The organism is Pseudomonas sp. GM18, assembly GCF_000282195.1.
GTDB lineage: Bacteria > Pseudomonadota > Gammaproteobacteria > Pseudomonadales > Pseudomonadaceae > Aquipseudomonas.
Window position 1 is genome coordinate 73,567 of sequence record NZ_AKJT01000070.1, and the last position, 24,073, is coordinate 97,639.

The following is a 24,073-nucleotide window of genomic DNA, read 5'->3' on the forward strand; positions in this document are numbered from 1 at the left end:
TCAGACCTCATAGACCGACACCTTATGGCACCAGCGATCCTTGTATTCGCGGTCGGCACGCCCGAATGAGTAACGCAGTACCTTACCAAGCGACCGCGCCTCTTCCCAGGCATGCTGAGTGTTGACGAAACTGAGTACGCTCCCCGGACTGAACTCGCGGCTCTGAGGATCGACACCGCCGTTGATGTACTCCAGAGAAACCCATTGGGGGGCTTCGACGCGGTACAGAATCTGGGCGGCGATGGGCTCCGAGTTCAGCATCACAACTGAGCCGGTCATGAACTCGCGCAGTAAGGTAAACACCTCAACCAACCCTGCCTTGCCGGGGACTTCCCTCCCCCAACGGCGCTGAAACAGGTCGCCGTAGGCATCAGCTTGCTCCTGCGCTGATAACTCGGACATCGGAATAAGCACGCCGCCGGCCTCTTCCAGTAGTCGTTGCTCACGACGCTGGTTGTAGCGGAACTTTTTCGAATAGTCTTCAGGTGCTCGCGCCAGCGCCAGCCCTTGGGGGAGCTCGCGCAAGGTGCTGATTTGCCGGACATTGAGCTCCGAGACGTACGCCATGCGCTGACGCACCGGCACCTTGATGTCTGCGGATATGGGCAGAATAATCTCCGCATTACCCATGTCGAGCAGCCCACGCTTACCCTGGCGCTTGAGCACTTCCTTGGACAAGGCGACGTGGCGCCCCCAACAAGGAATGGCTGCCACGACGGCACCGTCCACGATCCAGCCCAAGTAATGCAGATCGATGCCGACAAATGTCGACAAGCGCTCGACCACCTGAGGGTGGGTGGCAAAGCTGCCGCCAAAACGCTGCCAGGCCTGCTCGTAGGCGTCACGGTCGATCTCGGTCCAACCACGCTCACGCCAGGCTCTAAGCAGCCTCAACATGCGCCCATCACGTGTGTCGGTTGCAACTCGTCACCCTCTTGGAACTCTTTGGCGTGCAGACGGGAGTAGTAGCCGTTTAGCGCCAGAAGCTCTACATGAGTACCGCGCTCGACGATCCGACCTTCATCCATGACCAAAATCAGGTCGGCCTTCTCGATGGTGGTCAAACGGTGGGCGATCACCAGGGTCGTACGATTCTTCACGACTTGATCAAGAGCTGCCTGGATATGACGCTCCGACTCGGTGTCGAGGGCAGAAGTCGCTTCGTCGAGAATCAGCAGCGGTGCATCCTTGAGCAAGGCCCGGGCGATGGCGATACGCTGACGCTGCCCGCCGGACAGCAGCACACCATTTTCACCCACCATGGTTTCATAACCCTGGGGCATTTTGACGATGAATTCGTCGGCATAAGCCTCCTGAGCCGCCCTGCGCACCTCTTCAGCTGGCGCACCAGCGAGGTCTCCGTAGGCGATGTTGTTGAACACCGTGTCATTGAATAAAGTGACCTGCTGGGTCACCAAGGCAATTTGCCGACGAAGGTTGCGCAAGGTGAAATCCTGGACCTCCACACCGTCGAGCAGAATCTGCCCCTGCTCGTGCTGATAGAAGCGCGGAATCAGGCCGGCCAGTGTGGACTTACCACTGCCCGAGCGTCCGACCAGTGCAACCATCTGCCCGGGCTCCACGATAAAGCTGATCTCGTTGAGCACCTGTTTGTCGCCTTCCGGGTACTGAAAGCTGAGGTTGCGCACTTCCAGACGCCCCTCGAGGCGATCATATTCAACCGTACCCCGATCAACTTCCGCCGGCTCATCCAACTGGTCGAAAATACTCTCGGCCCCCGCCACCCCCTTCTGGATGGTGGAGCTGACTTCAGAGAGCTGACGAATCGGCTTGGGCAGCAGGCCTGCCATTGTGATGTAGGCCACCAGATCGCCGGGCGATGCATTGCCACGCAGGTACAACACCAGGAACATGACTATGGCCATGGCGCTATAGGTCACCAGTTGCAGCATCGGTGTGTAGACAGCGCCAGTCTTGGTCATCGCCAGCTGCTTGTCAGTATTGCTCTGGCTGGCGTCCTTGAAGCGGATCTTTTCATAGATTTCGCCGCCAAAGCTGCGCACCACGCGATAGCCATGAATCGTCTCGGATGCGACGTGGGTGACGTTACCCATCGAGACCTGGATTTTTTTGCTTTGCTTGCGAAACTTACGGCTAGTGCTATTCACCATCATGCCGATCAGCGGAAGAATGGCCAGCATCACCAGTGTGAGCTTCCAGTTCATCCACAGCAGCGTGCAAAACAGAAAAATCACCGTCATACCTTCACGAATCACCACCTTGATGGCATCCGTAGCCGCACCGGTGACCATGGTCACGTTAAAGGTGATACGAGAAATCAGGTGACCGGAATTGTTCTTGTCGAAGTAACGGTTCGGCAACTCCAGCAGCTTGTTGAACAGAACCACTCGCAAGTCGTGGACCAGGCCCAGGGACACCCGCGCCAGGAAGAAGTTACCCAAATAAGACCCCACACCCTGCCAGAGCGCGATTGCAACGATCATCAATGGCACGGTTTCAAGCAACTGCAACTTGCCCAGATACGGGTTTCCAGGAAACAGACTGGCTTCCGGGTTGGCCAGACCGTCGACGAAATATTTGAGAATATACGCGAGCATTGGCTGGGTCGATGCGAAGATCAAAAACCCCACGATGCTCAGTATGAACAGGCCCACGTAAGGCCTTACGTAAGTCAAAAGGCGGAAATATATCGCCAGCGTAGACTGGGGTTTCGGTTCAGGACTACTCATAAGAATCCGCGCATATCAGTGAAGAACGGATGATATCACACGCCCCTTTTTCCCAAATGAACATGACGGCAGGCCAGCTTCTGGCCAAGTCGGTTAAGATAGTCGGCTTATGATGGGGGAGTCAGGAATGCAAGCGATTGATCACAGCACCTATGAGGCTCTGCGCAAAGGCGCGCACGTACTGGAGGCCGACGGCTCCGGCGACAAGGTGCTCAGGCTGGCCGACGGACGCATGCTCAAACTGTTCCGCCGCAAGCGATTGCTCAGTTCCGCGCTGCTTTACCCCTACGCTCAACGCTTCGCCAACAACACCCGGGCTCTGGAGATGCGCAACATTTCCTGTCCGAAAATTATCGCGGTGTATCGCATCTCCAGCATTCAACGCGATGGCGTGTACTACAACCCCCTTGAAGGCACGACGGTACGTGAGCTGCAAACCAGTACCGAAGAGGCCAACACCTTAAGATTCCAACTCGGAGGCTTCATTGCCCGCTTGCACGAGAAAGGTGTGTACTTTCGGTCACTGCATTTTGGCAACGTGGTGCTGACTCCCGAAAACACCTTGGGGCTGATCGACATCGCGGACTTGCGCTGCCAGAAGAGTGCCCTGAGCGACCGCAAACGACTGCGCAACTTTGCCCATCTGTTGCGCTACAAAGAGGACTGGCAGTGGTTGTTGGGCCAGGATGCTGGCGAAACCTTCCTCGAAGGCTATCGCCAAGGCCTGCCAGACCATCGACAGGCGACACTGATCGGCCGCCTGCGTCAGCTGATCGGCTGAGTACTACTCGCCGATGACCAATACGGTGGCGCCTTTGCGATTAGCAAAATGGGCGAGAACACGTTGCTTGTGTTCCGCCAGCCAACTGCCGAGCCACGGTTCATCCTCACGCGCATCGATCAGGAAGTAACGAAACTCGCCCGCGCGGCCCGCAGACATTGCATCCTCCCGAGTCAGATTATTGAGCACATAACCACGACCGGCGTAATAGCTGATACGGCCGTCCTCGAAGTAAGCCGGTGCGCTCGGCTCAATATTGGCGGCCACCCAGTGGCCAGCCTCGATGTAATGAGTCTTTCCCGGACTGGTGGAAATCACATTGGAAAGCATCACCAAAAAGCCCAGCGCCACTAAAGCTTTGCCCCAACGCGGATAATGACGGACAAAGACCGCCAACACCGATGCCAGAACAGGGACGAACAGCAAGTTCAGAAAACTCAAGTAGCGAGTATTCATGAACTGCTCTTTGAGGAAGAACAAAACCAGAACCACCACGTACAGCAACGCCGCCCAGGCAAACGGACGATAGTCGCGCCAGTAAGTCCGCAGAACACTCCAGTTGCTACGCAGAACGAAAGGAACCGCGAAAGGCCCCATCAGCTTCACAAAGCTGATCAACATCGTGGCCAGGATGCCGAAGAAAACGATCCGCCCAGCCTCGTCCTGTGAGTACTTACTGATCAGCGATCTGGAAAACTGTCCCGACAGCAGTTCAAACGACGCAAACACTTTGTGCGGATTGAGCATATTCAGGTAGACCGAAACACGCGCGACCGAAAAAGCGCCCGACGCCAAGACCACCGCCCCCCCCAGTACTGGCAACAGAATAAACTGCCAGAACTGCTTGCGCCGAGTAGACGACAAGAGATTAGGCAACTGCCAGAGCCCCAGCGCGAGCAACAACAGCAACGCCTCAAGACGAAACAACACGGCCGCTGCAATGGCCATATGGATTAATGCCGCACGAAGCCAACCGCCACGCGCCTGCCATCGCAACGCTAACCAGAGTGCCAGGGTGCAGAAAAACCAGAAGCCAAACTCGCGGATGATGTCATTTCGAAAAATATTGACCGCAGGCATTGCCAGCACCACCAGGCACGCCCAGCGAGCGCTATCCGGGGAGCGTTGGCGCACGCAATCGACCATCAGCGCACAGGTGCCGGCAAGAAAGACGCTACACCATAGATAGGCGCTTAGCTCCAACGGCAAACGCAGGACGATATGAGTACCCGCCAGAAGAAAGGAGAACCAGGGCCAATCGAAGTTCTGCCAGGCCACTTTGGGCCCGTGCTCCGTGATTTGCTGCGCAACATCGATATAAAGCGCAGCGTCACGTGCAACTGTCGCCGTTCCCAGCACGGCAATCAGGGAAAGCAGAACGCTACCCCAGAACGCCAACCGAACCGGATGCTCGCCGATAGCCCGCGAAATCAGAGCCCCGACTTTGCTACCTGTATCTAACATCCGCCCACCTCAACAACGCTTTGGCGCAACACAACCCAATGAATGACTGCAACAGCCTGAAACAGTGCCTGCCCGATCGATTTCAAGCCTCATTATCAGCCGATGACACTGCATAACGCTCATAGCGAATACAAAGAACGAGTCTTCAAGCTCGACCTACCTGAATAGCAAACGCGCCGCCTTGCGTGTGTAGGACCAGCGTGCGAGCACGCGCCAGTCTGCCCGCAACGCCTGAAGATAGAACTTCTTGGCCAGCACATACTCGCCACCGACGTAACAGTCGCGGAACAACGAAAGGCAGCGCTGCACCAAAAACGCCTGACGCAAATCATGCAATTCTTCGGGTAAGCGCTCGTGAGAGAAAACCTCGTCCACCATTCCCGTGCCGGCCGCGAGACTTCGGACCAAATCATGTCGCATGCTGTCGGCGTGCTTGTAGATGAGCGCCAGGGGCTGATCGAGAACGCTGCAGGGGAAACGTGCCAGCACCTGAGCGAACACTGGAATATCTTCAACGTTGCGCAAGTGCTCGGGATAGTTGCCTGGTGCGAAGACATCACGATGCATCGCGCAGGCACCGTTGGAAATCGACACGGTCTTGTCGAACAAGTAGCCCCGCACTCGTTGCCGCGCCGTGGCAGGTAACGGCCTGACGCCCTGAAAACTGCGCTTGCCATCAGCAAAAACCGACCAGTGGCCACCAATAATCAAGCGACTTTCAGGGTTGCGCGTAATGTGATGAATCAATGCAGCCAGCGCTCCCGGGGCCATCTCGTCATCCGCGTCCAGGAAGACCAGATAGCGTCCCGTCGCTTCTTCGATCCCGAGATTGCGAGCAGAAGATTGCCCGCCATTGGTTTTACGTAAAGCGCGAAAGCGTCCGACGTGCACCGTCAACAGCTCCGCGAGCACATCAGGCGTTGCGTCGGTGGAGCCGTCATCAATGACCAACAGCTCCGTCCGCCCCTCAACCAACTGCGCGAGCACCGACTCCACTGCCCGCGGCAAGGTCTGGGAATAGTTGTAGGCCGGAATAACGACGCTGATCAATGTTTCAGTCAAAACCGCGCCCTTCCACACCATCTTTGACCACCAGAATGTCTTCCATGATCAGATACTGCAGGTCGGAACCGAAGAACATGTTCAAGGCGTCGGTCGGCGAGCAGATCATCGGCTCGCCACGACGGTTGAGCGAGGTGTTCAGCGACACACCGTTACCGGTTAGCACTTCCAGCGCCTTCATCATGTCGTAGTAGCGCGGGTTGTATTCGCGCTTGAGCACCTGGGCCCGGGACGTGCCGTCTTCATGGACGACTTCCGGCACGCGGGTTTTCCACTCTTCAGCCACTTCGAAGGTGAAGGTCATGAACGGTGCCGGGTGATCGATCTTGATCATTTGCGGCGCAACGGTGTCGAGCATCGACGGGCAGAAAGGCCTCCAGCGCTCGCGGAACTTGATCTGATGGTTGATACGGTCCGCCACGCCGGCCACGCTCGGGCAGCCAATGATCGAACGACCGCCCAAGGCACGCGGACCGAACTCCATGCGGCCCTGGAACCAGGCCACCGGGTTGCCATCGACCATGATTTTGGCGATCTGCTCCGGCATATTGTCGAGCTTGCGCCAGTTTGGCTTGTCGGCGTGACGGGCGCAGGCCGCGATCACGTCTTCGTTGCTGTAGGACGGGCCAAGGTAGACGTGTTCCATCTTCTCGACCGGTACACCACGGGCGTGAGACACGTAAGCCGCCGCGCCCACCGCGGTGCCGGCATCGCCGGACGCAGGCTGAACGAACAGCTCTTTGATGTCGTTGCGGGCAATGATTTTCTGGTTCAGCTTGACGTTCAACGCACAGCCACCGGCGAAGGCCAGCTTGCCGGTTTCCTTGAGCACATCGCCCAGGTAATGGTCGATCATCTGCAACGCCAGTTTCTCGAACAGCGCTTGCATGCTTGCGGCGTAGTGAATGTACGGCTCGTCGGCGATGTCGCCTTCGCGCTTGGGGCCCAGCCACTCGATCAGCTTCGGCGAGAAGTAGAACCCCTTGCCCTTCTCTTTATAACGACGCAGGCCGATGACGTTGGCGTAGTCGGTGTTGATCACCAGCTCACCGTTTTCGAACGAGGCCAGACGGGAGAAATCGTATTTACTGGCGTCGCCGTACGGCGCCATGCCCATGACCTTGAACTCACCGTCGAGCATCTCGAAGCCGAGGAACTCGGTGATCGCGCCATACAGGCCGCCGAGGGAGTCCGGATCGAAGAATTCCTTGATCTTGTGGATCTTGCCGTTTTCGCCATAACCGAAGAAAGTCGTGGCGTACTCACCCTTGCCGTCGATCCCCAGGATCGCGGTTTTCTCTTTGAAACCGGAGCAGTGGTAGGCACTGGAGGCGTGAGCCAGGTGGTGCTCGACCGGCTCGATCTTGATCTTTTTCGGATCGAAGCCCAATTGCTCGAGGCACCAGACAATCTTGTTGCGATAGCGCTTGTAGCGACGGTTACCCATCAGGATCGCGTCGAGAGCGCGGTCCGGGGCGTACCAGTAGCGCTTGGCGTAGTGCCAGCGAGCCTTGCCGAACAGGCTGATCGGTGCGAACGGAATCGCCACCACATCAACGTCGGATGGCTTGATGCCAGCCTGCTCGAGGCAGAATTTCGCCGATTCGTAAGGCATGCGGTTCTTTGCATGTTTATCGCGCACGAAACGCTCTTCTTCAGCCGCCGCGACCAGCTTGCCGTCGATGTACAAGGCTGCGGAAGGATCATGGCTAAGGGCGCCGGACAGGCCAAGAATCGTCAATGCCACAGGGGTCTAGCCTCTTTAGTCTGCATGCAGGCGCAACGCGCCTCAAAAATTAATGTGCCCTCGCAAGGGGCGAGAGACAGCTAAAGGGCGGGATTATAGCGTAAACATGGCGGGAATGACCCTAATGCCAGTCAGTTTGGGTGCGCAAACTTGTGGAAGCGAGCCTGCTCGCGATGACGGCGGTATATTCAGCATCAATGTTGGCTGACCCGTCGCTATCGCGAGCAGGCTCCACACACCGGGGGCCGCGGTGTCCAAGCCCTTGACTGGCGCCTTTTGCTCATCCTCGGCCCGGCCGCCAGTAGATCCTGATATTTCCGTCGGCAGCCTGCCGGTAAATCGTATAGGGCAAGAAAACCGTGTCGAATACACCTGAAAGGGTCAAATCCAGCAATACGAACGGCACCAGAATACCCGTGGGATCGGGCGGTGCGTGGAGGAGGCAAAAGTCGTGAGCCAGGCCGCTGTAGATGCGAGGAATGGACTGACAGTAGGTCTTTTGCTTTCTGAGGCCACGGGCGGCCTCTTCGTCATCCTGCAGCACAGTGACAGCGATCCCGCAGCCAGACAGCGCCAGTGTAAAAGAGCTCAACATCACAGCCATTTTTATCGTCAAAATCTGCCCTCCGAGAACGTCAGGCAAACTAGCATCGTGGCTATTCAGGGCACAGTTCATGGACTCTGCAGATCATGTAGGACGATTCACAAGAACTTGTCCGCTTCTACCAGCAGGGAAATCGCCTGACAGTTCCGGCCTGCTCGCAATAGGACCGAAGGTCCGATTCAGGCAGCGCCGGAGATATCTTTGGGCAGACGCTGATCAATCACTTGATACAGCGCGCTGCTCTCGGGCCAGTTGCGCATGAACCGCGCCCGATCCCGCGCATACGCTGGGGCAAAGCTGCTGAGCGAGCCATGCTGACACATTGAATCCAGGTCGATCAGCGCCCAGCGATCCTGTTGCCAGAACAGGTTATGGCCCTTGAAATCGCCATGACTGATCCGCTCGCCAATCAGCTCGGCAAACAGGCAATCCAGAGCCTGCAACTCAGCCTCTGGCGCGTCCCCGCTCTCAACGTACGGCGCAAAGCGCTCGATGATGTCCGGCCCCGGCAAATACTCGGTCACCAGGTACGCCCGGCTGCGCAGCCAGAGAAAGCGCTTCTCCAGCAACGCCAAGGGTTTGGGCGTGGCAATGCCGAGGAACGCCAGGCGATTGCCTTCGCGCCATGAGTGCCAGGCGCGGCTTGGGCGCCAGAAACGCTTGAACCAGTGGGCAAAGCCTTTGATGTTGTAACGCTTGACTACCAACGTACGCCCGGCCACCTCGACCTTGCCGACGCTCGCCGCGCCGCCGGTCTTGTACAGATGCCCCTGATCGAGCAAGGTATCGGCCTGTGCCAGCACCGGCAGCATCGCGGCCTCTTCCTCACGGCGAATCGCCCGCAGGCCGAACGCACCGCTCTGGACGCTGAACAGCGTGCATTCGCGGCCGACCTTGATCAGAAAGTCCTTCAAACGCCAGCGACGGACTTTGTCGATCTGTTTTTGCAACGCCTCCATCGGCAACGCGTGTTCGCCGTTACTCAGCAGGTAATACACCAACAACTCTTCGGTGAAGGGTTCCAGCACTTTAGGCAATTGGGCGAAAAACACCCCGAGGTTTTCCAGGACTTTCTGTTGCGACAGCGGCTTGCCCGCCGTTTCGACGCAGATCCCGGCGCCATCGATCAAATACAACTGACCGCCATGGCGCAGCAGGTTGTCCAGGTGCAGGTCTTCCTGCCACAAGCCTTTGCCGTGCAGTTGGCCGATGGCGCCCAACGCCTCGGCCAGCACCGCGGATTGTTTATCCGCCAATGCGGGCAAGTGTTCGACCTGCTTCCAGGCATCCCCCAGGCTCTCGGCGCCCTCAAGGAAATCGAACAACAGCCAACCGCCCTCGCCGTCCTTGAGGCCATCGGCCAATAACAACGGCGTGGTCAACCCCTGAGCGGCAAGCAAACGCACGCCGTCCAGTTCACGTTGAAAATGTCGCGCCGCTTTGCCACCGACCAACAACTTGGCCAGCACCGGCCGGCCGCGCCAGACGCCAGCACCCACATAACGCTGCCCCGGCAACACCCGCAGCAGACTCAGCAGCTGCAAATCGGCAGGTCCCGCGGCATCGGCCAGTGGAATACTCAGCGGCAGGCTCGGGCTGCGGCCGGCGTTTTTCAGTTCGGACAAACGCATCAACGCGTCTCCTTGTCACTGCGCCGCGCACTCAGGCGCGATACCCAACGGTCCACCCGCGAACTGTTCAGCGGCCGATCCAGATAAACCGCCAACAATTCGCGCAGCTGGCTGTCGCTCCACTCTGGCGCCCGACGCAGCAACGGCTCCAGGTCCTTGATCCGGTCACGCTGGCCGAAAAACAGCGGCCGGGTTTTTTCCAGGTCGATCAATTGCGCCTTATAGCCGTCGCCAGTGGCCTGAAGAAAAATGTGCTTGGGGTAGAAGCAACCGTGGACCTGGCGCCTGCCGTGCAGGCGTCGCGCCAGTTGCCCACAGGCCTTGAGAATGGCCGAGTGCTGTGTCGCGCTCAGCTCCGACCAGCGCTGCAACAGCGAATCCAGATCACCCCAACCGTCCAGCGCGTGAGTCAGCAGAATAGCCCGAACTTCGCCGTCGACCTTGCGCTCACCAAAAAAAGCCGCCTGCAGCGCCGGAATACCCAGTGTCCGATAACGACTGATGTTGCGAAATTCACGGGCAAAACTCGGCTCGCCAAAGGGCGAATGCCGGGAGCGCGTCAGGTAGTTGCTCTGACGCTTGAGGTAGTAGCCATGACCGTCCAGATCCAGCCGAAACACACTGCTCCAGCCACCCCGGCCGGTGTTGGGCTCGTCCACCGCATCGAGCTGTTTGGCCCAAAGTGCGTCGAAGGTGCCGAGATCATGACGCTCGAACAGCGCACGGTCTTCAGCAGCCAGAAAATCAGTCATTCACGTCCCTCAAAAAATCTCACCACATGCCGAATACGTTTCTTGTCCGCGGCATTGAGCCGGGCGCATTGGCGGTATTGCAGGTAAAAGCGCAGGCGCTGGGTGGCCGACAGGTGATACTTGGCGACCTTGTCGAGGCAGGCCAGGTCTTTGGTGATACGGTATTTGAGCCAGAAGCCGCGCCAGAAATCGCCGTTGGGGCAATCGATCAGGAACAGCCGGGTCTCATCGTCGACCAACAGATTGCGCCACTTCAAATCGTTATGGGTAAAACGGTTGTCGTGCATGGTTCGGGTGTAACCGGCCAATTGGCGACTGACGGTGTCGACCCAGGCGCGGTCCGCCAGTTTCGGATCATGCCGGTTGGCCAGGGCCGACAAGTCTTCGGTATGCGGCAGTTCGCGGGTGATCATCGCCCCACGGGCGTATGCCACGCCGTGCCGCTCCAGCCCCCAGGCCACCACTTCGGCGGTGGGAATGCCCCACTTGGCGAAACGCTTGAGGTTCTGCCACTCGGCTTTCACCCGGGGCGTGCCCAGATAGCGGCGCAGGCCCTTGCCGGCACTGACGTAACGTTTGACGTAATAGTTGACACCGTTGCGCTGGACACGAATGACCTCGGACAGCGGATCGCAGGTCAGTTGTTCGCCCGTGAGGGCAAACACCGCGTCAAGACTGCCGAAATCTTCTGCCAGATCGCTGTAGGCCGGTTCCAGTTTCCAACCCGACATCAGAGCGCATCCCCGTATCGCTGTTTACGCTCGTAAAGCTTGTTGGCCTTGCCTTCGAGCCACGCCAGCAACCCGGCTTCTTCAACCAGAATCTGGCGCAGAGGCTGTTGGAAGTACCCCTTGAGGAAACGCAGTTTGTCGCGACGGGTCAGGCCGATGTCCAGCGCCGAAAAATACAGCGCCGCCAGGTCCTTGTTGCGCCAGCGCTGGGTAATCGTCGGACGGGTCTGGGCGCGGTGAAGGTCGATCACCGACAACTTGAAATCCTCGCAGGTCACCGGTTTATCGGTGTGCAGCAGGAAGTGGCAGATGTAGCAGTCGCGATGGTTGACCCCGGCGCGGTGCATCATGCCGGTCATGCGCGCGACTTCGGCGATCAGGGCGCGCTTGAGCTTTGGCTCCGGCGGGTGCTTGACCCAGTCGATGCTGAAATCTTCAAGGCTGACGGTGGGCGCCAACTCTTCGGTGACGATGAACGAATGCTGGTCCGCCGGGTTGCTACCCTTTTCGCCATAGGCGACGGCAGTCATGGTTGGCACACCAACTTCTTGCAGACGCTGAATGGCCTGCCACTCCTGGCCCGCGCCAAGCACCGGCAGCTTGGCGGTCAGCAGGTTCTTGAAAATCTCGCCCCAGCCGATGCCCCGGTGGATCTTCACGAAGAACCCGTGGCCGTCCACTTCAGTTCGCAGTGTACGGCGCGCTTCGAGCTCGCGGTACACCTCGCCCTTGAGGCCCTCGACTTCGGCGAACGGGTCGCGTCCGGCCCAGAGGCTCTTGAACGGTTCAGCCAGCATCAACTTCATTAAGCGTGCTCCGCCAGAATCACATCGGCCGCGTGCTGCGGCATGCTGTAGAGGTCGGCCGTCTCGGCGAAGGCCAGACCGTTGCGGCTCCAGGCCGCCCGTGCATCAGTGTCGTTCAACATGCCCGTCAGGTACTGAGTCAGTTGCGCCTGATCGAAGGGTTCGTCCAGCACCAGACCCGCATCGGCCTCGGCGATGTAATGGGCGTAACCGCACACTGCACTCACCAGCACCGGCAATCCGGCCACCAGGGCCTCAAGCAATACCGTCCCGGTATTTTCGTTGTACGCCGGGTGGATCAGCAGATCGGCACCGAGCAGAAAACGCGGGATATCGCTGCGGCCCTTGAGGAACTGCACGTTATCACCGAGCCCCAGAGTGGCACTCTGCAGTTGGAATACTTTGGGGTCGTCCTGGCCAATTACAAACAGCCGGGTGCGTTTTTTCAGCTCGGCGGGCAGCGCGGCCAGTGCCTTGAGGCTGCGGTCCACGCCTTTGGTCTTGAACCCGGAACCGATCTGCACCAGCAGCAGCTCATCGTCCTTCAGGTTGAATTCGGCGCGGAACCCGGCGCGAATTTCATCCGCGTTCGCGGGGCGACGTCGGTCCTGGGCGATGCCCGGTGGCAGCAAATGGAAGCGCGCCAGCGGCGTGTCGTAATGCTTGATGAACAGCGGCTGCTGGACTTCGGAAATCATCAGCACGTCGGTCTTGGCATCCTTGGCGAACACCGCGCGTTCGTACTCGGCGAAGTGCCGGTAGCGGCCCCAGCGACGGTACAGCGAGTTGCGCAGGTTTTGCGCCTTGTCTTCGAAGCAGCCGTCGGCGGCGTAGTAAACGTCCAGGCCCGGCATTTTGTTGAAACCGATCAGACGGTCCACCGGACGCTTGGCCAGATCGGCCTCCATCCATTCGGTGAGCTTCTCGTTGCGCCGATGATTGAAGAACGCCTTGACCGGCGCCACCAATACTTCGAAACCCGGCGGGATGTCGCCTTCCCAGATCAACGTGTAGACACGAATTTGATGGCCACGCTGCTGACATTCAAGGGCGATGCGCATGAAGTCGCGCTGCAAACCGCCAAAGGGAAAGTACTTGTACAGGACAAATGCCAATTGCATCAGCGCAGCTCCTCAGCCAGTAACAACGTGCTCAGTCGGCTCGCGACACGCTCGGGATTCAGACGCGTGAAGCACAGGGGCCACTCGCGTTTCAGGTCGAACCGACGGGCATCGTCGGCCGTCGGTTGATAGGTGCATTTCTTTTGCAGACACGGTGCGCAAGGGAAATCGCTGGCCATGTGAATCTGCGATTTGCCGTACGCGCCGGTCAGGCCCGGATTGGTCGGGCCGAACAGCGACAGGGTCGGCACGTCCAGTGCCGCAGCCAGGTGGCCGAGGCCAGTGTCCACCGCCACGCAGGCTTGTGCCCCGGCCAGGACTTTGCCGACACCCGCCAGGTTGAGCCTGGGCAGCACTTCGACGTGTTTCATGTCTTTGGCGATGCGCTCGGCGCGAGCCTTTTCGACCGGGTTGCCCCACGGCAGCTTCACCGCCACGCCGAGATACCCCACCCGCTCGGCCAGCTCGCGCCAATAGGCTTCGGGCCAGTGCTTGGTGTCCCAGGTGGTGCCGTGGAGAAACACCACGTACGGATTCTTGCGCGGCAATTCCACCAACCGCTCGACGTTCAGACCGTAGTCGCCCAGGCCTTTAGGCAGGTCGTAACCCAGGGCCACCGCGAACAGCTGACGCACTCGTTCAACCGCGTGCTGCCCACGGGCCACGGCCAGACGTCGGGAATAGAAGCGCGCGGCGATCGGTTCGCGGGCCGAATTTTTGTCCAGCCCGGCCACCGGCGCTTTGGCATAGCGAGTCAGCAACGCGCTTTTCAGCAAGCCCTGAGCATCGATCACCAAGTCATATTTGGTTGCGCGAACGCTTTGCTTGAAGCGCTTCCACTCGCCACTCTTGATGGTCTGCCAGATGTTTTTGCGCCAGCGACGGATCGCCACCGGAATCACCTTGCCCACAGCCGGGTGCCAGGTCGGAATCTCGGCGAAACCCTCTTCCACCACCCAGTCGAACTTGATGCCGGGGATCGCCCGCGCCGCATCGGTCAACGCTGGCAACGCGTGAATCACGTCGCCCAGCGAAGAAGTCTTGATCAACAGTACCCGCAAACTATTTGACCTCGACCACAGTGCCCAGCAACCGCTGCAAGGCTTCGTTCACCGCTTTGGGCATGAGCTGGCGCAAGCAGTTGTAATGACCGAAACGGCAGGTGCGATCGAAGCACGGACTGCATTCGATGCCCAGGCGCACGATCTCGACGTGCTCGGCCAGCGGCGGCGTGAAGCCCGGCGACGTCGAGCCGTACACCGCCACCAACGGGCGGTTCAGCGCGGCGGCCACGTGCATCAGGCCGGAGTCGTTGGAGACCACCGCGTCGGCGCAGGACAGCAGATCGATGGCCTCGGCCAGGGAAGTGCCGCCACTGAGGTTCACCGACTCTTCACGCAGCCCCGGAATCAGCCGCCCACGAATGTCTTCGCCCACTGCGTGATCGTTTTTCGAACCAAACAGCCAGACTTGCCAGCCTTCACGAATCTTCGCCTCGGCGACCTTCGCATAGTGCTCGGACGGCCAGCGCTTGGACTCGCCAAACTCGGCGCCGGGGCACAGCGCCAACACCGGACGGTCAAGGGCCAGACCGAACTTGGCCAGCGCGCCATCGCGGGTCACCGGGTCGATCTGCAGGCTCGGTCGTGGATAAGGTTTCGGCAGCTCGATGCCAGGCTCAAAGGCCAGGGCCATGAAGCGCTCGATCATCAACGGATAACGCTCTTTGTCGAGCGTGCGCACGTCATTGAGCAGGCCGTAGCGGAACTCGCCACGCCAGCCGGTGCGCTTCGGGATACCGGCAAAAAACGGCACCAGTGCCGACTTCAGGGAATTGGGCAGCGCAATGGCCTGGTCATACTGACCGGCCAGGGATTTACCGATGCGCCGACGCGTTGCCAGCTCCAGCACGCCATGGCCGAGCGGGAAGCTCAAGGCCTGGCGTACTTCGGGCATGCGCTCGAGAATCGGCCGGCTCCACTCGGGGGCCAGCACGTCGATTTCGCACTGCGGGTGGCGTTGTTTGAGACACTGAAAAAGTGTCTGCGCCATCACCATGTCACCGACCCAACTGGGCCCAACGATCAGAATTTTCATGTGGTTTCCAAAAACGAACCGGGGAGGCATACGCCTCCCCGCCTCGAGAATCCAGCACCTGCGGGGTGAGCCGCCAGGTCATTTGGACGAGCCTGTACAGGCTCGTCAGATCAATTTTTGCACGTCATGTGCGATGCAGCTTAGCTGCCTCAATCTCCAAACACTGCAGATCCACTGTGGGAGCGAGCCTGCTCGCGATAGCGATCTGACAGCCACCATCCATACTGGATGTGACGGCCTCATCGCGAGCAGGCTCGTTCCCACAGGTATCAGGTGTTGCAAACATCCCGCTTCAGCTTAACCCCAGCTGACGCCAGATCCGCATGACCTGCCGTCGCTCATCCACGAACTGGTCGCCCGGTATCACGCCGGCGTCCTTCTGCAAGGCCTCCCGGTGAGCGGCGGAGCGGTAGGCCTTATAGACCTCACGCAACAGGCTGGCGTCTTCGGCGGGTATCAACCCGTCCTCCTCCAGCCCTTCCAGAATGCGGATATTGTCGGTATAGCGCAGCAATGACGGATGTGTTTCAGACCACGCCAGAGCCGCGTATTGCACCATAAATTCAATATCGACGATACCTCCAGCGTCCTGCTTGAGATCGAACGGCGCCGTGGCCTCGAAGGCATTTGCCGCCGTGCCCGCCGCAGTGCTCTTGCTGCCGAGATTATCGCGCATCTTGGCGCGCATCTCTCTGACCTCCTGGCGCAAGGTCGACAGGTCCCGCGATTTAGCCAATACCGTCGCGCGAACCTTCTCGAACGCCTGGCCGACATCCTGACTACCCACCAGCACCCGCGCCCGCACCAGCGCCTGGTGCTCCCAGGTCCAGGCCTCGTTCTCCTGATACCGGGCAAACGCCCCCAATGAACTCACCAACAAACCGGAAGCACCGGACGGTCGCAGGCGCATGTCCACTTCATACAGCTGACCGGAGTTGGTCTGCGCCGTCAGCAAGTGAATGATCCGCTGCCCGAGCCGGGTAAAGAACTGCGCACCGTCGATGGGTTTCGGGCCGTCGGTTTCCGCTTGCGGATCCGCGTCATGGATGAACACCAGGTCCAGGTCCGAACTGTGCCCCAATTCCAGACCGCCGACTTTCCCGTAACCGACAATGATGAATCCAGGGTCGCACACGCTGCCGTCGGTGCGCAGCGGTGTACCGTACTTGGCCACCGTCTGGCGCCAGGCCAGGGCCAGCACTTGTTCGAGGATCGCTTCGGCAAGCCAGGTCAGGTAATCGCTGACTTTCATCAATGGCAGGCTACCGGCAATTTCCGAAGCGGCGACGCGCAAGCGATGCGCCAGTTTGAAATGCCGCAGGGCTTCCATTTGTTGCTCGAGATCGTCTTCGGGGATGCGCGTCAGACGTTCGCGCAACTCGGCCGCCAGTTCCGGTGCCAGCGGCGGCTTGAACAACCGGCCTTCGTTGAGCAATTCGTCGAGCAGCAACGGGAAGCGCGTGATCTGTTCGGCAATCCACGGGCTCGCCGCGCACAGAGTCAGCAGACGGCGCAGCGCACCGGGGTTTTCGGTCAGCAGCACCAGATAGGCGGAACGCCGCGCCACGGCCTCAACCAGTGGCAGCACGCGTTCCAGCACCAGATCAGGATTGGCGTGCTCCACGGCCTGGGCCAGCAAGCGCGGAATAAAAGCATCGAGGCGTTCCCGCCCCAAACGCTGCATGGCACGCAATTGCGGACTGCCGCGCAGACTGGCCAATGCTTTCAGCGCCTTGCCGGCATCGGCGAAACCGCCCTCTTCGAGTTGGCGGCACGCGGCTTCTTCGTCCTGGGCTTCTTCCCAGAGCGGCAGCCATTCCCCGCCGACCACCACTTCGCTCTCGGTGCCTTGCTCTTCATCGGGATCGGCAATCACCTGACCAAAGTGCCAGGCCACCCGTCCACGCCAGTACATCAGTTGTTCGTGGAATGCCGTCCAGTTGGCAAAGCCGAGCATGAAGGCAATGCGCGCTTGATCCTGTGCGCCATCCGGTAACATCTGGGTCTGGCGGTCGGCAATCGCCTGAATCGCATGCTCGGTGTAACGCAGGAATTCGTAGCCTTCGCGCAGTTCGCTGACCACCGCCGGCGGCAGGTAGCCCTGCCCCTCCAGGGTGCCCAGCACTTTTAATAGAGGGCGTTGCTGCAGGCTCAGGTCGCGACCACCGTGAATCAGCTGGAAGGCCTGGGCGATAAACTCGACTTCACGGATACCGCCAGAACCGAGCTTGATATTGTCGGCCATACCCTTGCGTCGGACTTCCTGCTGGATCAACTGCTTCATGGTGCGCAGCGCTTCGATGGCCGAGAAGTCCAGGTAACGCCGGTAAACGAACGGCCGCAGCATCTCGAGCAACTGGGCGCCGGCCACCTGATCGCCGGCCACCACCCGCGCCTTGATCATCGCGTAGCGTTCCCAGTCGCGCCCCTGATCCTGGTAGTACTGCTCCAGCGCATTGAAGCTCAGCACCAGAGCGCCGGACGAACCGTAAGGCCGCAAGCGCATGTCGACGCGGAACACGAAGCCGTCAACGGTCATCGGGTCCAGTGCCTTGATCAGACGCTGGCCGAGGCGAATGAAAAATTCCTGGTTATCCAGCGAGCGTTTCACGCCGACGGTTTCGCCGCCCTCGGGGTAGGCAAAGATCAGGTCGATGTCCGACGACAGGTTCAGCTCCACCGCGCCGAGTTTGCCCATGCCGAGGATGACCATCTGCTGCGCCTCACCGCTGCGCCGCCCGGTGGGAACGCCGAACTGCTGGCAATGCCGCGAGTACAACCACTGATAGGCCTGATCGATGCTGGCATCGGCCATGTCCGAGAGGTCGCGACAGGTCTGCACCAGATCGGCCTGGCGAGTCAGGTCGCGCCAGATGATCCGTACCTGATGACGATTACGCTGGCGGCGCAGGGCACGGCCTAGCTGGTCGTCGGTTTCGGCAGCGCTCACCGCCGCTGCAATCTGTGCGCACAACTCGCCCGGCGCCAAGGCGCGGTCCAGTTCGCCGGACTGCACCAGTTCCAGCAACATCAAAGGGTCACGCAGACTCTGTTCAATCACAAAGTCGCTGGCAGCGGTGACGCGGGCAAATTGCGCCCAGCGTTCAGGCGTCCAGGCAGACAGCCCATGGTCGTCGGGAAGAACCCCGACAGTCGTACGGAACGACTGCTCGGCGCGGGTGACAAACGGCAGGAGCCCATCGGGCAGTTCGGCAAGCGAAGGGAGGCTCATGGTCTATCCTTGATCGGCGTGTGAAGGGCTGCATGTAGTGATTCGTGAAAACACGCTACGTGACTGACTGTCGAACAAAGGTTAGAAATAGCTGAAATTTCTTTATTTTTGGCAGCGATCATCAAGCTTCCACCTTTTTCGATTGGCAAAAGACCAACCTTAACGATTATTCTCACAACGCAGCCGGAGGCCACAAGCCAATCATCTGTAGTTTTACTACTCGTCTATACATTCGAAAGGCTGAAATGCCCGAAGATTTGTAGTAAAACTACACGCCGCCGGAACAACCTATCGGCAATCCAAGAATTTATATCGTCTGCCCACAAGGCCAGTCGCAAACTCAGGCAACCGATTCTGGAAGCCTTTCCGCCCTGGAGCAAGCCATGCAAGACCTCGATCCCGTCGAAACCCAGGAATGGCTGGACGCCCTGGAATCGGTTCTCGACAAAGAAGGCGAAGACCGTGCTCACTATCTGATGACCCGTATGGGCGAACTCGCAACCCGTAGCGGTTCGCAATTGCCTTACGCCATCACCACGCCATACCGCAATACCATTCCTGTTACCCACGAAGCACGCATGCCTGGCGACCTGTTCATGGAACGCCGCATTCGCTCGCTGGTACGCTGGAACGCGATGGCCATGGTGATGCGCACGAACCTGAAAGATTCTGACCTGGGCGGTCACATCTCCAGCTTCGCTTCCAGCGCAACCCTGTACGACATCGGCTTCAACTATTTCTTCCAGGCCCCGACCGACGAACACGGCGGCGACCTGATCTACTTCCAGGGTCACACCTCGCCAGGCGTTTACGCCCGTGCGTTCATGGAAGGCCGCATCACCGAAGACCAGATGAACAACTTCCGCCAGGAAGTCGACGGTCAGGGCCTGTCGTCCTACCCGCACCCATGGCTGATGCCTGACTTCTGGCAGTTCCCGACCGTATCCATGGGTCTGGGCCCGATCCAGGCGATCTACCAGGCACGCTTCATGAAGTACCTGGAACACCGTGGTTTCATCCAGCCAGGCAAACAGAAAGTCTGGTGCTTCCTGGGCGACGGCGAGTGCGACGAGCCGGAATCCCTGGGCGCGATCTCCCTGGCCGGCCGCGAGAAGCTGGACAACCTGATCTTCGTCATCAACTGCAACCTGCAGCGCCTCGACGGCCCGGTTCGCGGCAACGGCAAGATCATCCAGGAACTCGAAGGCGTGTTCCGCGGTGCTCAGTGGAACGTGACCAAAGTCATCTGGGGCCGTTTCTGGGACCCACTGCTGGCCAAGGACACCCACGGTATCCTGCAACGCCGCATGGACGAAGTCATCGACGGCGAGTACCAGAACTACAAAGCCAAAGACGGTGCGTTCGTGCGTGAACACTTCTTCAACACGCCAGAACTCAAGGCGATGGTCGAAGATCTGTCCGACGACGAGATCTGGAAACTCAACCGTGGCGGCCACGACCCGTACAAGGTCTACGCGGCGTACCACGAAGCGGTCAACCACAAAGAACAACCGACCGTCATCCTGGCCAAGACCATCAAGGGTTATGGCACCGGTGCCGGCGAAGCGAAAAACACTGCGCACAACACCAAGAAAGTCGATGTCGACAGCCTGAAGTTGTTCCGTGATCGTTTCGACATCCCGGTCAAGGACGAAGAGTTGGAGAACCTGCCGTTCTTCAAACCGGAAGAAGGCAGCGCCGAAGCCCGTTACCTGGCCGAGCGCCGTACCGCACTGGGCGGTTTCGTACCTCAGCGTCGCGCCAAGAGCTTCAACATCCCGACCCCTCCACTGGACACCCTCAAGGCGATCCTGGACGGCTCGGGCGACCGTGAAATTTCCACTACCATGGCCTTCGTGCGGGTCCTCGCACAACTGGTCAAGGACAAGGAGATCGGCCCGCGCATCGTACCGATCATCCCGGACGAAGCCCGTACCTTTGGTATGGAAGGCATGTTCCGTCAGCTGGGCATCTACTCCTCCGTCGGCCAGCTCTACGAGCCAGTCGATAAAGACCAGGTGATGTTCTACAAGGAAGACCAGAAGGGCCAGATCCTCGAAGAAGGCATCAACGAAGCGGGCGCCATGAGTTCCTTCATCGCTGCCGGTACTTCGTACTCCAGCCACAACCAGCCGATGCTGCCGTTCTACATCTTCTACTCGATGTTCGGCTTCCAGCGTATTGGCGACCTGGCCTGGGCCGCCGGCGACAGCCGTACCCGTGGCTTCCTGATCGGCGGCACCGCCGGCCGGACCACCCTGAACGGTGAAGGCCTGCAACACGAAGACGGTCACAGCCACCTGCTGGCTGCCACCATCCCGAACTGCCGCACCTACGATCCAACCTACGGCTACGAGCTGGCGGTGATCATTCAGGACGGCATGAAGAAGATGACCGAAGAGCAACAGGACGTCTTCTACTACATCACCGTAATGAACGAGTCCTACCAGCAGCCAGCCATGCCGGCCGGTGCCGAAGAAGGCATCAAGAAAGGCATGTACCTGCTCGAGGAAGACACCCGCGAAGCGGCGCACCACGTTCAGCTGATGGGCTCCGGCACCATCCTGCGTGAAGTCCGTGAAGCGGCGAAGATCCTGCGTGAAGAGTTCAACGTCGGCGCCGACGTGTGGAGCGTTACCAGCTTCAACGAACTGCGTCGCGATGGCCTGGCCGTTGAGCGTACCAACCGTCTGCACCCTGGCCAGAAGCCTAAGCTGAGCTACGTCGAAGAGTGCCTGAACGGCCGTAAAGGTCCGGTCATTGCGTCTACCGACTACATGAAGCTGTTCGCTGAACAAATTCGTCAGTGGGTCCCGTCCAAGGAATTCAAAGTCCTGGGCACCGATGGTTTCGGCCGCAGTGACAGCCGCAAGAAGCTGCGTCACTTCTTCGAAGTAGACCGTCATTTCGTGGTGTTGGCAGCCCTGGAAGCCTTGGCTGACCGTGGTGACATCGAACCTAAAGTGGTGGCTGAAGCCATCGCCAAGTTCGGCATCAACCCGGAAAAACGCAACCCACTGGACTGCTGAGGAGACACTCTGTGAGCGAACTCATTCGCGTACCTGACATCGGCAGCGGTGAAGGTGAAGTAATTGAACTGTTTGTGAAGGTCGGCGACCGTATCGAAGCCGATCAGAGCATCCTGACGCTGGAATCGGACAAGGCGAGCATGGAAGTGCCTGCGCCTAAGGCCGGCATCATCAAGAGCCTGAAAGTGAAGCTGGGCGATCGCCTGAAAGAAGGCGACGAACTGCTGGAACTGGAAGTCGAAGGTGCCGCTGCGCCAGCCCCTGCGGCTGCCGCTGCGCCGGCGGCCAAAGCTGAAGCCAAACCGGCTGCTGCTCCTGCGCCGGCGGCCCCTGCTGCCGCGCCGGCTGCTGCCAGCATTCAGCAAGTGCACGTGCCGGACATCGGTTCGTCAGGCAAGGCCCAGATCATCGAGATCCAGGTCAAGGTCGGCGACACCGTCGAGGCTGATCAGTCGCTGATCACCCTGGAATCCGACAAGGCCAGCATGGAAATCCCTTCGCCTGCCGCTGGCGTAGTCAAGGCCATCAGCGTCAAGCTCAACGACGAAGTCGGTACCGGCGACCTGATCCTGGATCTGGAAGTAGCGGGTGCTACGGCCCCGGCAGCTGCCGCTCCTGCTCAGGTTGCTGCTCCAGCCGCTGCCGCTGCGCCTGCTCCGGCAGCCGCTCCAGCTGCACCGGTTGCTGACAGCGTTCAGGACATTCACGTCCCGGACATCGGTTCGGCTGGCAAGGCCAAGATCATCGAAGTACTGGTCAAGGCTGGCGACACCGTTGCCGCCGACCAGTCGCTGATCACCCTGGAATCCGACAAGGCGAGCATGGAAATCCCATCGCCTGCCGCTGGCGTGGTGGAAAGCATTTCCATCAAGCTGGATGACGAAGTCGGTACCGGCGACCTGATCCTGAAGCTGAAAGTCAAAGGCGCGGCACCTGCTGCAGCCCCGGCTCCAGCCGCTGCTGCGCCGAGCGCTCCTGCTGCTGCACCTGCCGCTCAGGCTCCGGCTGCACCTGCTGCCGCCCCGGCCGCTGCTCCAGCCAAGCCTGGCGCCAAGGTTCACGCAGGTCCTGCGGTGCGTCAACTGGCCCGTGAATTCGGCGTCGAGCTGAGCGCCGTTGGCGCCAGCGGTCCACACGGTCGCATCCTGAAGGAAGACGTGCAGGTTTACGTCAAGGCCATGATGCAGAAGGCCAAGGAAGCTCCGGCCGCTGCGGCTGGTGCAACCGGTGGCGCGGGCATCCCGCCGATTCCGGTCGTGGACTTCAGCCGCTTCGGCGAAATCGAAGAAGTGCCGATGACCCGCCTGATGCAGGTCGGCGCCGCCAACCTGCACCGCAGCTGGCTGAACGTGCCGCACGTGACGCAATTCGACTCGGCGGATATCACCGAGCTGGAAGCGTTCCGTAACGCGCAGAAAGCCGTTGCAGAGAAGGCCGGCGTCAAGCTGACCATCCTGCCGCTGCTGCTCAAGTCGTGCGCACACCTGCTCAAGGAACTGCCGGACTTCAACAGCTCGCTGGCACCAAGCGGCAAAGCGATCATCCGCAAGAAGTACGTGAACATCGGTTTCGCGGTCGACACCCCGGATGGCCTGCTGGTACCGGTCATCAAGAACGTCGACCAGAAGAGCCTCCTGCAACTGGCCGCTGAAGCTGCTTCCCTGGCTGAAAAAGCCCGGACCAAGAAGCTTTCGTCGGACGAGATGCAAGGCGCCTGCTTCACCATTTCCAGCCTTGGCCATATTGGCGGCACCGGCTTCACGCCGATCGTCAACGCGCCGGAAGTGGCGATCCTCGGTGTTTCCAAGGCAACCATCCAGCCAGTCTGGGACGGCAAAGCCTTCCAGCCGAAACTGATGCTGCCGCTGTCGCTGTCCTATGATCACCGTGTGATCAACGGCGCCGCTGCTGCACGCTTCACCAAGCGTCTGAGCGACCTGCTGGCGGACATCCGCACCATCCTGCTGTAACACCGGCCGGCCCTCCCCCAGGAGGGCCAGTCGCGTTCCACGTTTTCCGAGCGCCACGCTCGTACCTCAACCCCGCCAATTTGGCGGGGCTTTTTTTGCCCTGAAGAAAGCCCTCCGCGTTTCAGCATCCTATGTAGCAGCTGTCGAGCCCCAGCGAGGCTGCGTTCGGCTGCGTAGCAGTCGTGAATCCGGCCGACGCGGTGTGCCTGATGCACTGCAAGTTCTGGTTTGACGACTGCTACGCAGCCGAACGCAGCCTCGCAAGCTCGACAGCTGCTACGGGATTGACCCTATTCGTGCCTTATTCCTACATCTAAGGCTTACGCAGCCTACAA

17 protein-coding genes are annotated in these 24,073 nt (G+C 59.7%); 3 read left to right on the forward strand and 14 right to left on the reverse strand.

Annotation, left to right across the window (positions count from 1 at the left end; all coding sequences use genetic code 11):
* Positions 1 to 897 carry a GNAT family N-acetyltransferase gene (locus PMI21_RS10240; RefSeq protein ID WP_007939649.1) on the reverse strand — a complete coding sequence of 299 codons (897 nt, stop codon included), beginning with the start codon at positions 895 to 897 and terminating at the stop codon, positions 1 to 3.
* The gene (msbA, locus tag PMI21_RS10235; RefSeq protein ID WP_007939650.1) at positions 891 to 2,711 is read right to left on the reverse strand and encodes a lipid A export permease/ATP-binding protein MsbA; all 1,821 of its coding nucleotides are present in this window, start codon (positions 2,709 to 2,711) and stop codon (positions 891 to 893) included. Before msbA ends, PMI21_RS10240 begins: the two co-directional genes overlap by 7 nt.
* Before the next feature lie 127 nt (positions 2,712 to 2,838).
* On the opposite strand from msbA, the gene PMI21_RS10230 reads away from it, so the two are divergent.
* Positions 2,839 to 3,492, forward strand: a complete 654-nt coding sequence (locus PMI21_RS10230) for a lipopolysaccharide kinase InaA family protein (RefSeq protein ID WP_007939651.1) — start codon at positions 2,839 to 2,841, stop codon at positions 3,490 to 3,492.
* A gap of 3 nt (positions 3,493 to 3,495) precedes the next feature.
* Here PMI21_RS10230 and PMI21_RS10225 read toward each other — a convergent pair whose 3' ends face one another.
* The 12 genes from PMI21_RS10225 to glnE form a co-directional block, all read right to left on the reverse strand.
* Positions 3,496 to 4,956 (reverse strand): hypothetical protein, encoded by a 1,461-nt coding sequence (locus tag PMI21_RS10225; protein WP_007939653.1) that lies wholly within the window; start codon positions 4,954 to 4,956, stop codon positions 3,496 to 3,498.
* A gap of 156 nt (positions 4,957 to 5,112) precedes the next feature.
* A complete protein-coding gene (locus PMI21_RS10220; RefSeq protein WP_033064092.1) occupies positions 5,113 to 6,018 on the reverse strand; it encodes a glycosyltransferase family 2 protein in 906 nt (301 codons plus the stop codon).
* On the reverse strand, positions 6,011 to 7,765 hold the full coding sequence (locus PMI21_RS10215) for a carbamoyltransferase family protein (protein WP_007939655.1): 1,755 nt from the start codon (positions 7,763 to 7,765) through the stop codon (positions 6,011 to 6,013). The genes PMI21_RS10220 and PMI21_RS10215 overlap by 8 nt, the downstream gene beginning before the upstream one ends.
* Positions 7,766 to 8,045: 280 nt before the next feature.
* Positions 8,046 to 8,381: a YceK/YidQ family lipoprotein gene (locus PMI21_RS10210; protein WP_081499504.1), complete on the reverse strand. Its 336-nt coding sequence runs from the start codon at positions 8,379 to 8,381 to the stop codon at positions 8,046 to 8,048.
* Between the two features lie 167 nt (positions 8,382 to 8,548).
* Positions 8,549 to 10,000, reverse strand: a complete 1,452-nt coding sequence (locus tag PMI21_RS10205; RefSeq protein ID WP_007939657.1) for a lipopolysaccharide kinase InaA family protein — start codon at positions 9,998 to 10,000, stop codon at positions 8,549 to 8,551.
* The gene (locus tag PMI21_RS10200) at positions 10,000 to 10,752 is read right to left on the reverse strand and encodes a lipopolysaccharide kinase InaA family protein (RefSeq protein ID WP_007939659.1); all 753 of its coding nucleotides are present in this window, start codon (positions 10,750 to 10,752) and stop codon (positions 10,000 to 10,002) included. The genes PMI21_RS10205 and PMI21_RS10200 overlap by 1 nt, the downstream gene beginning before the upstream one ends.
* Positions 10,749 to 11,483: a lipopolysaccharide kinase InaA family protein gene (locus tag PMI21_RS10195; RefSeq protein ID WP_007939660.1), complete on the reverse strand. Its 735-nt coding sequence runs from the start codon at positions 11,481 to 11,483 to the stop codon at positions 10,749 to 10,751. The genes PMI21_RS10200 and PMI21_RS10195 overlap by 4 nt, the downstream gene beginning before the upstream one ends.
* Entirely contained in the window at positions 11,483 to 12,289 is an 807-nt protein-coding gene (gene rfaP / locus PMI21_RS10190; RefSeq protein WP_007939661.1) for a lipopolysaccharide core heptose(I) kinase RfaP, read from the reverse strand. Before rfaP ends, PMI21_RS10195 begins: the two co-directional genes overlap by 1 nt.
* Positions 12,289 to 13,410, reverse strand: coding sequence for a glycosyltransferase family 4 protein (locus PMI21_RS10185; protein ID WP_007939662.1), 1,122 nt, complete (start codon positions 13,408 to 13,410; stop codon positions 12,289 to 12,291). Before PMI21_RS10185 ends, rfaP begins: the two co-directional genes overlap by 1 nt.
* A complete protein-coding gene (gene waaC / locus PMI21_RS10180) occupies positions 13,410 to 14,471 on the reverse strand; it encodes a lipopolysaccharide heptosyltransferase I (RefSeq protein ID WP_007939663.1) in 1,062 nt (353 codons plus the stop codon). The genes PMI21_RS10185 and waaC overlap by 1 nt, the downstream gene beginning before the upstream one ends.
* 1 nt (position 14,472) lies before the next feature.
* The gene (waaF, locus tag PMI21_RS10175) at positions 14,473 to 15,507 is read right to left on the reverse strand and encodes a lipopolysaccharide heptosyltransferase II (protein ID WP_007939664.1); all 1,035 of its coding nucleotides are present in this window, start codon (positions 15,505 to 15,507) and stop codon (positions 14,473 to 14,475) included.
* 292 nt (positions 15,508 to 15,799) lie between these two features.
* Positions 15,800 to 18,739 (reverse strand): bifunctional [glutamate--ammonia ligase]-adenylyl-L-tyrosine phosphorylase/[glutamate--ammonia-ligase] adenylyltransferase, encoded by a 2,940-nt coding sequence (glnE, locus tag PMI21_RS10170; protein WP_007939668.1) that lies wholly within the window; start codon positions 18,737 to 18,739, stop codon positions 15,800 to 15,802.
* Positions 18,740 to 19,122: 383 nt separating this feature from the next.
* Between glnE and aceE the strand changes: the two genes are divergently transcribed.
* Together aceE and aceF are read left to right on the forward strand one after the other, a co-directional pair.
* Positions 19,123 to 21,768 carry a pyruvate dehydrogenase (acetyl-transferring), homodimeric type gene (gene aceE / locus PMI21_RS10165; protein WP_007939669.1) on the forward strand — a complete coding sequence of 882 codons (2,646 nt, stop codon included), beginning with the start codon at positions 19,123 to 19,125 and terminating at the stop codon, positions 21,766 to 21,768.
* An 11-nt stretch (positions 21,769 to 21,779) separates the two neighbouring features.
* Positions 21,780 to 23,738, forward strand: coding sequence for a dihydrolipoyllysine-residue acetyltransferase (aceF, locus tag PMI21_RS10160; RefSeq protein ID WP_007939670.1), 1,959 nt, complete (start codon positions 21,780 to 21,782; stop codon positions 23,736 to 23,738).
* Positions 23,739 to 24,073 lie beyond the last annotated feature (335 nt).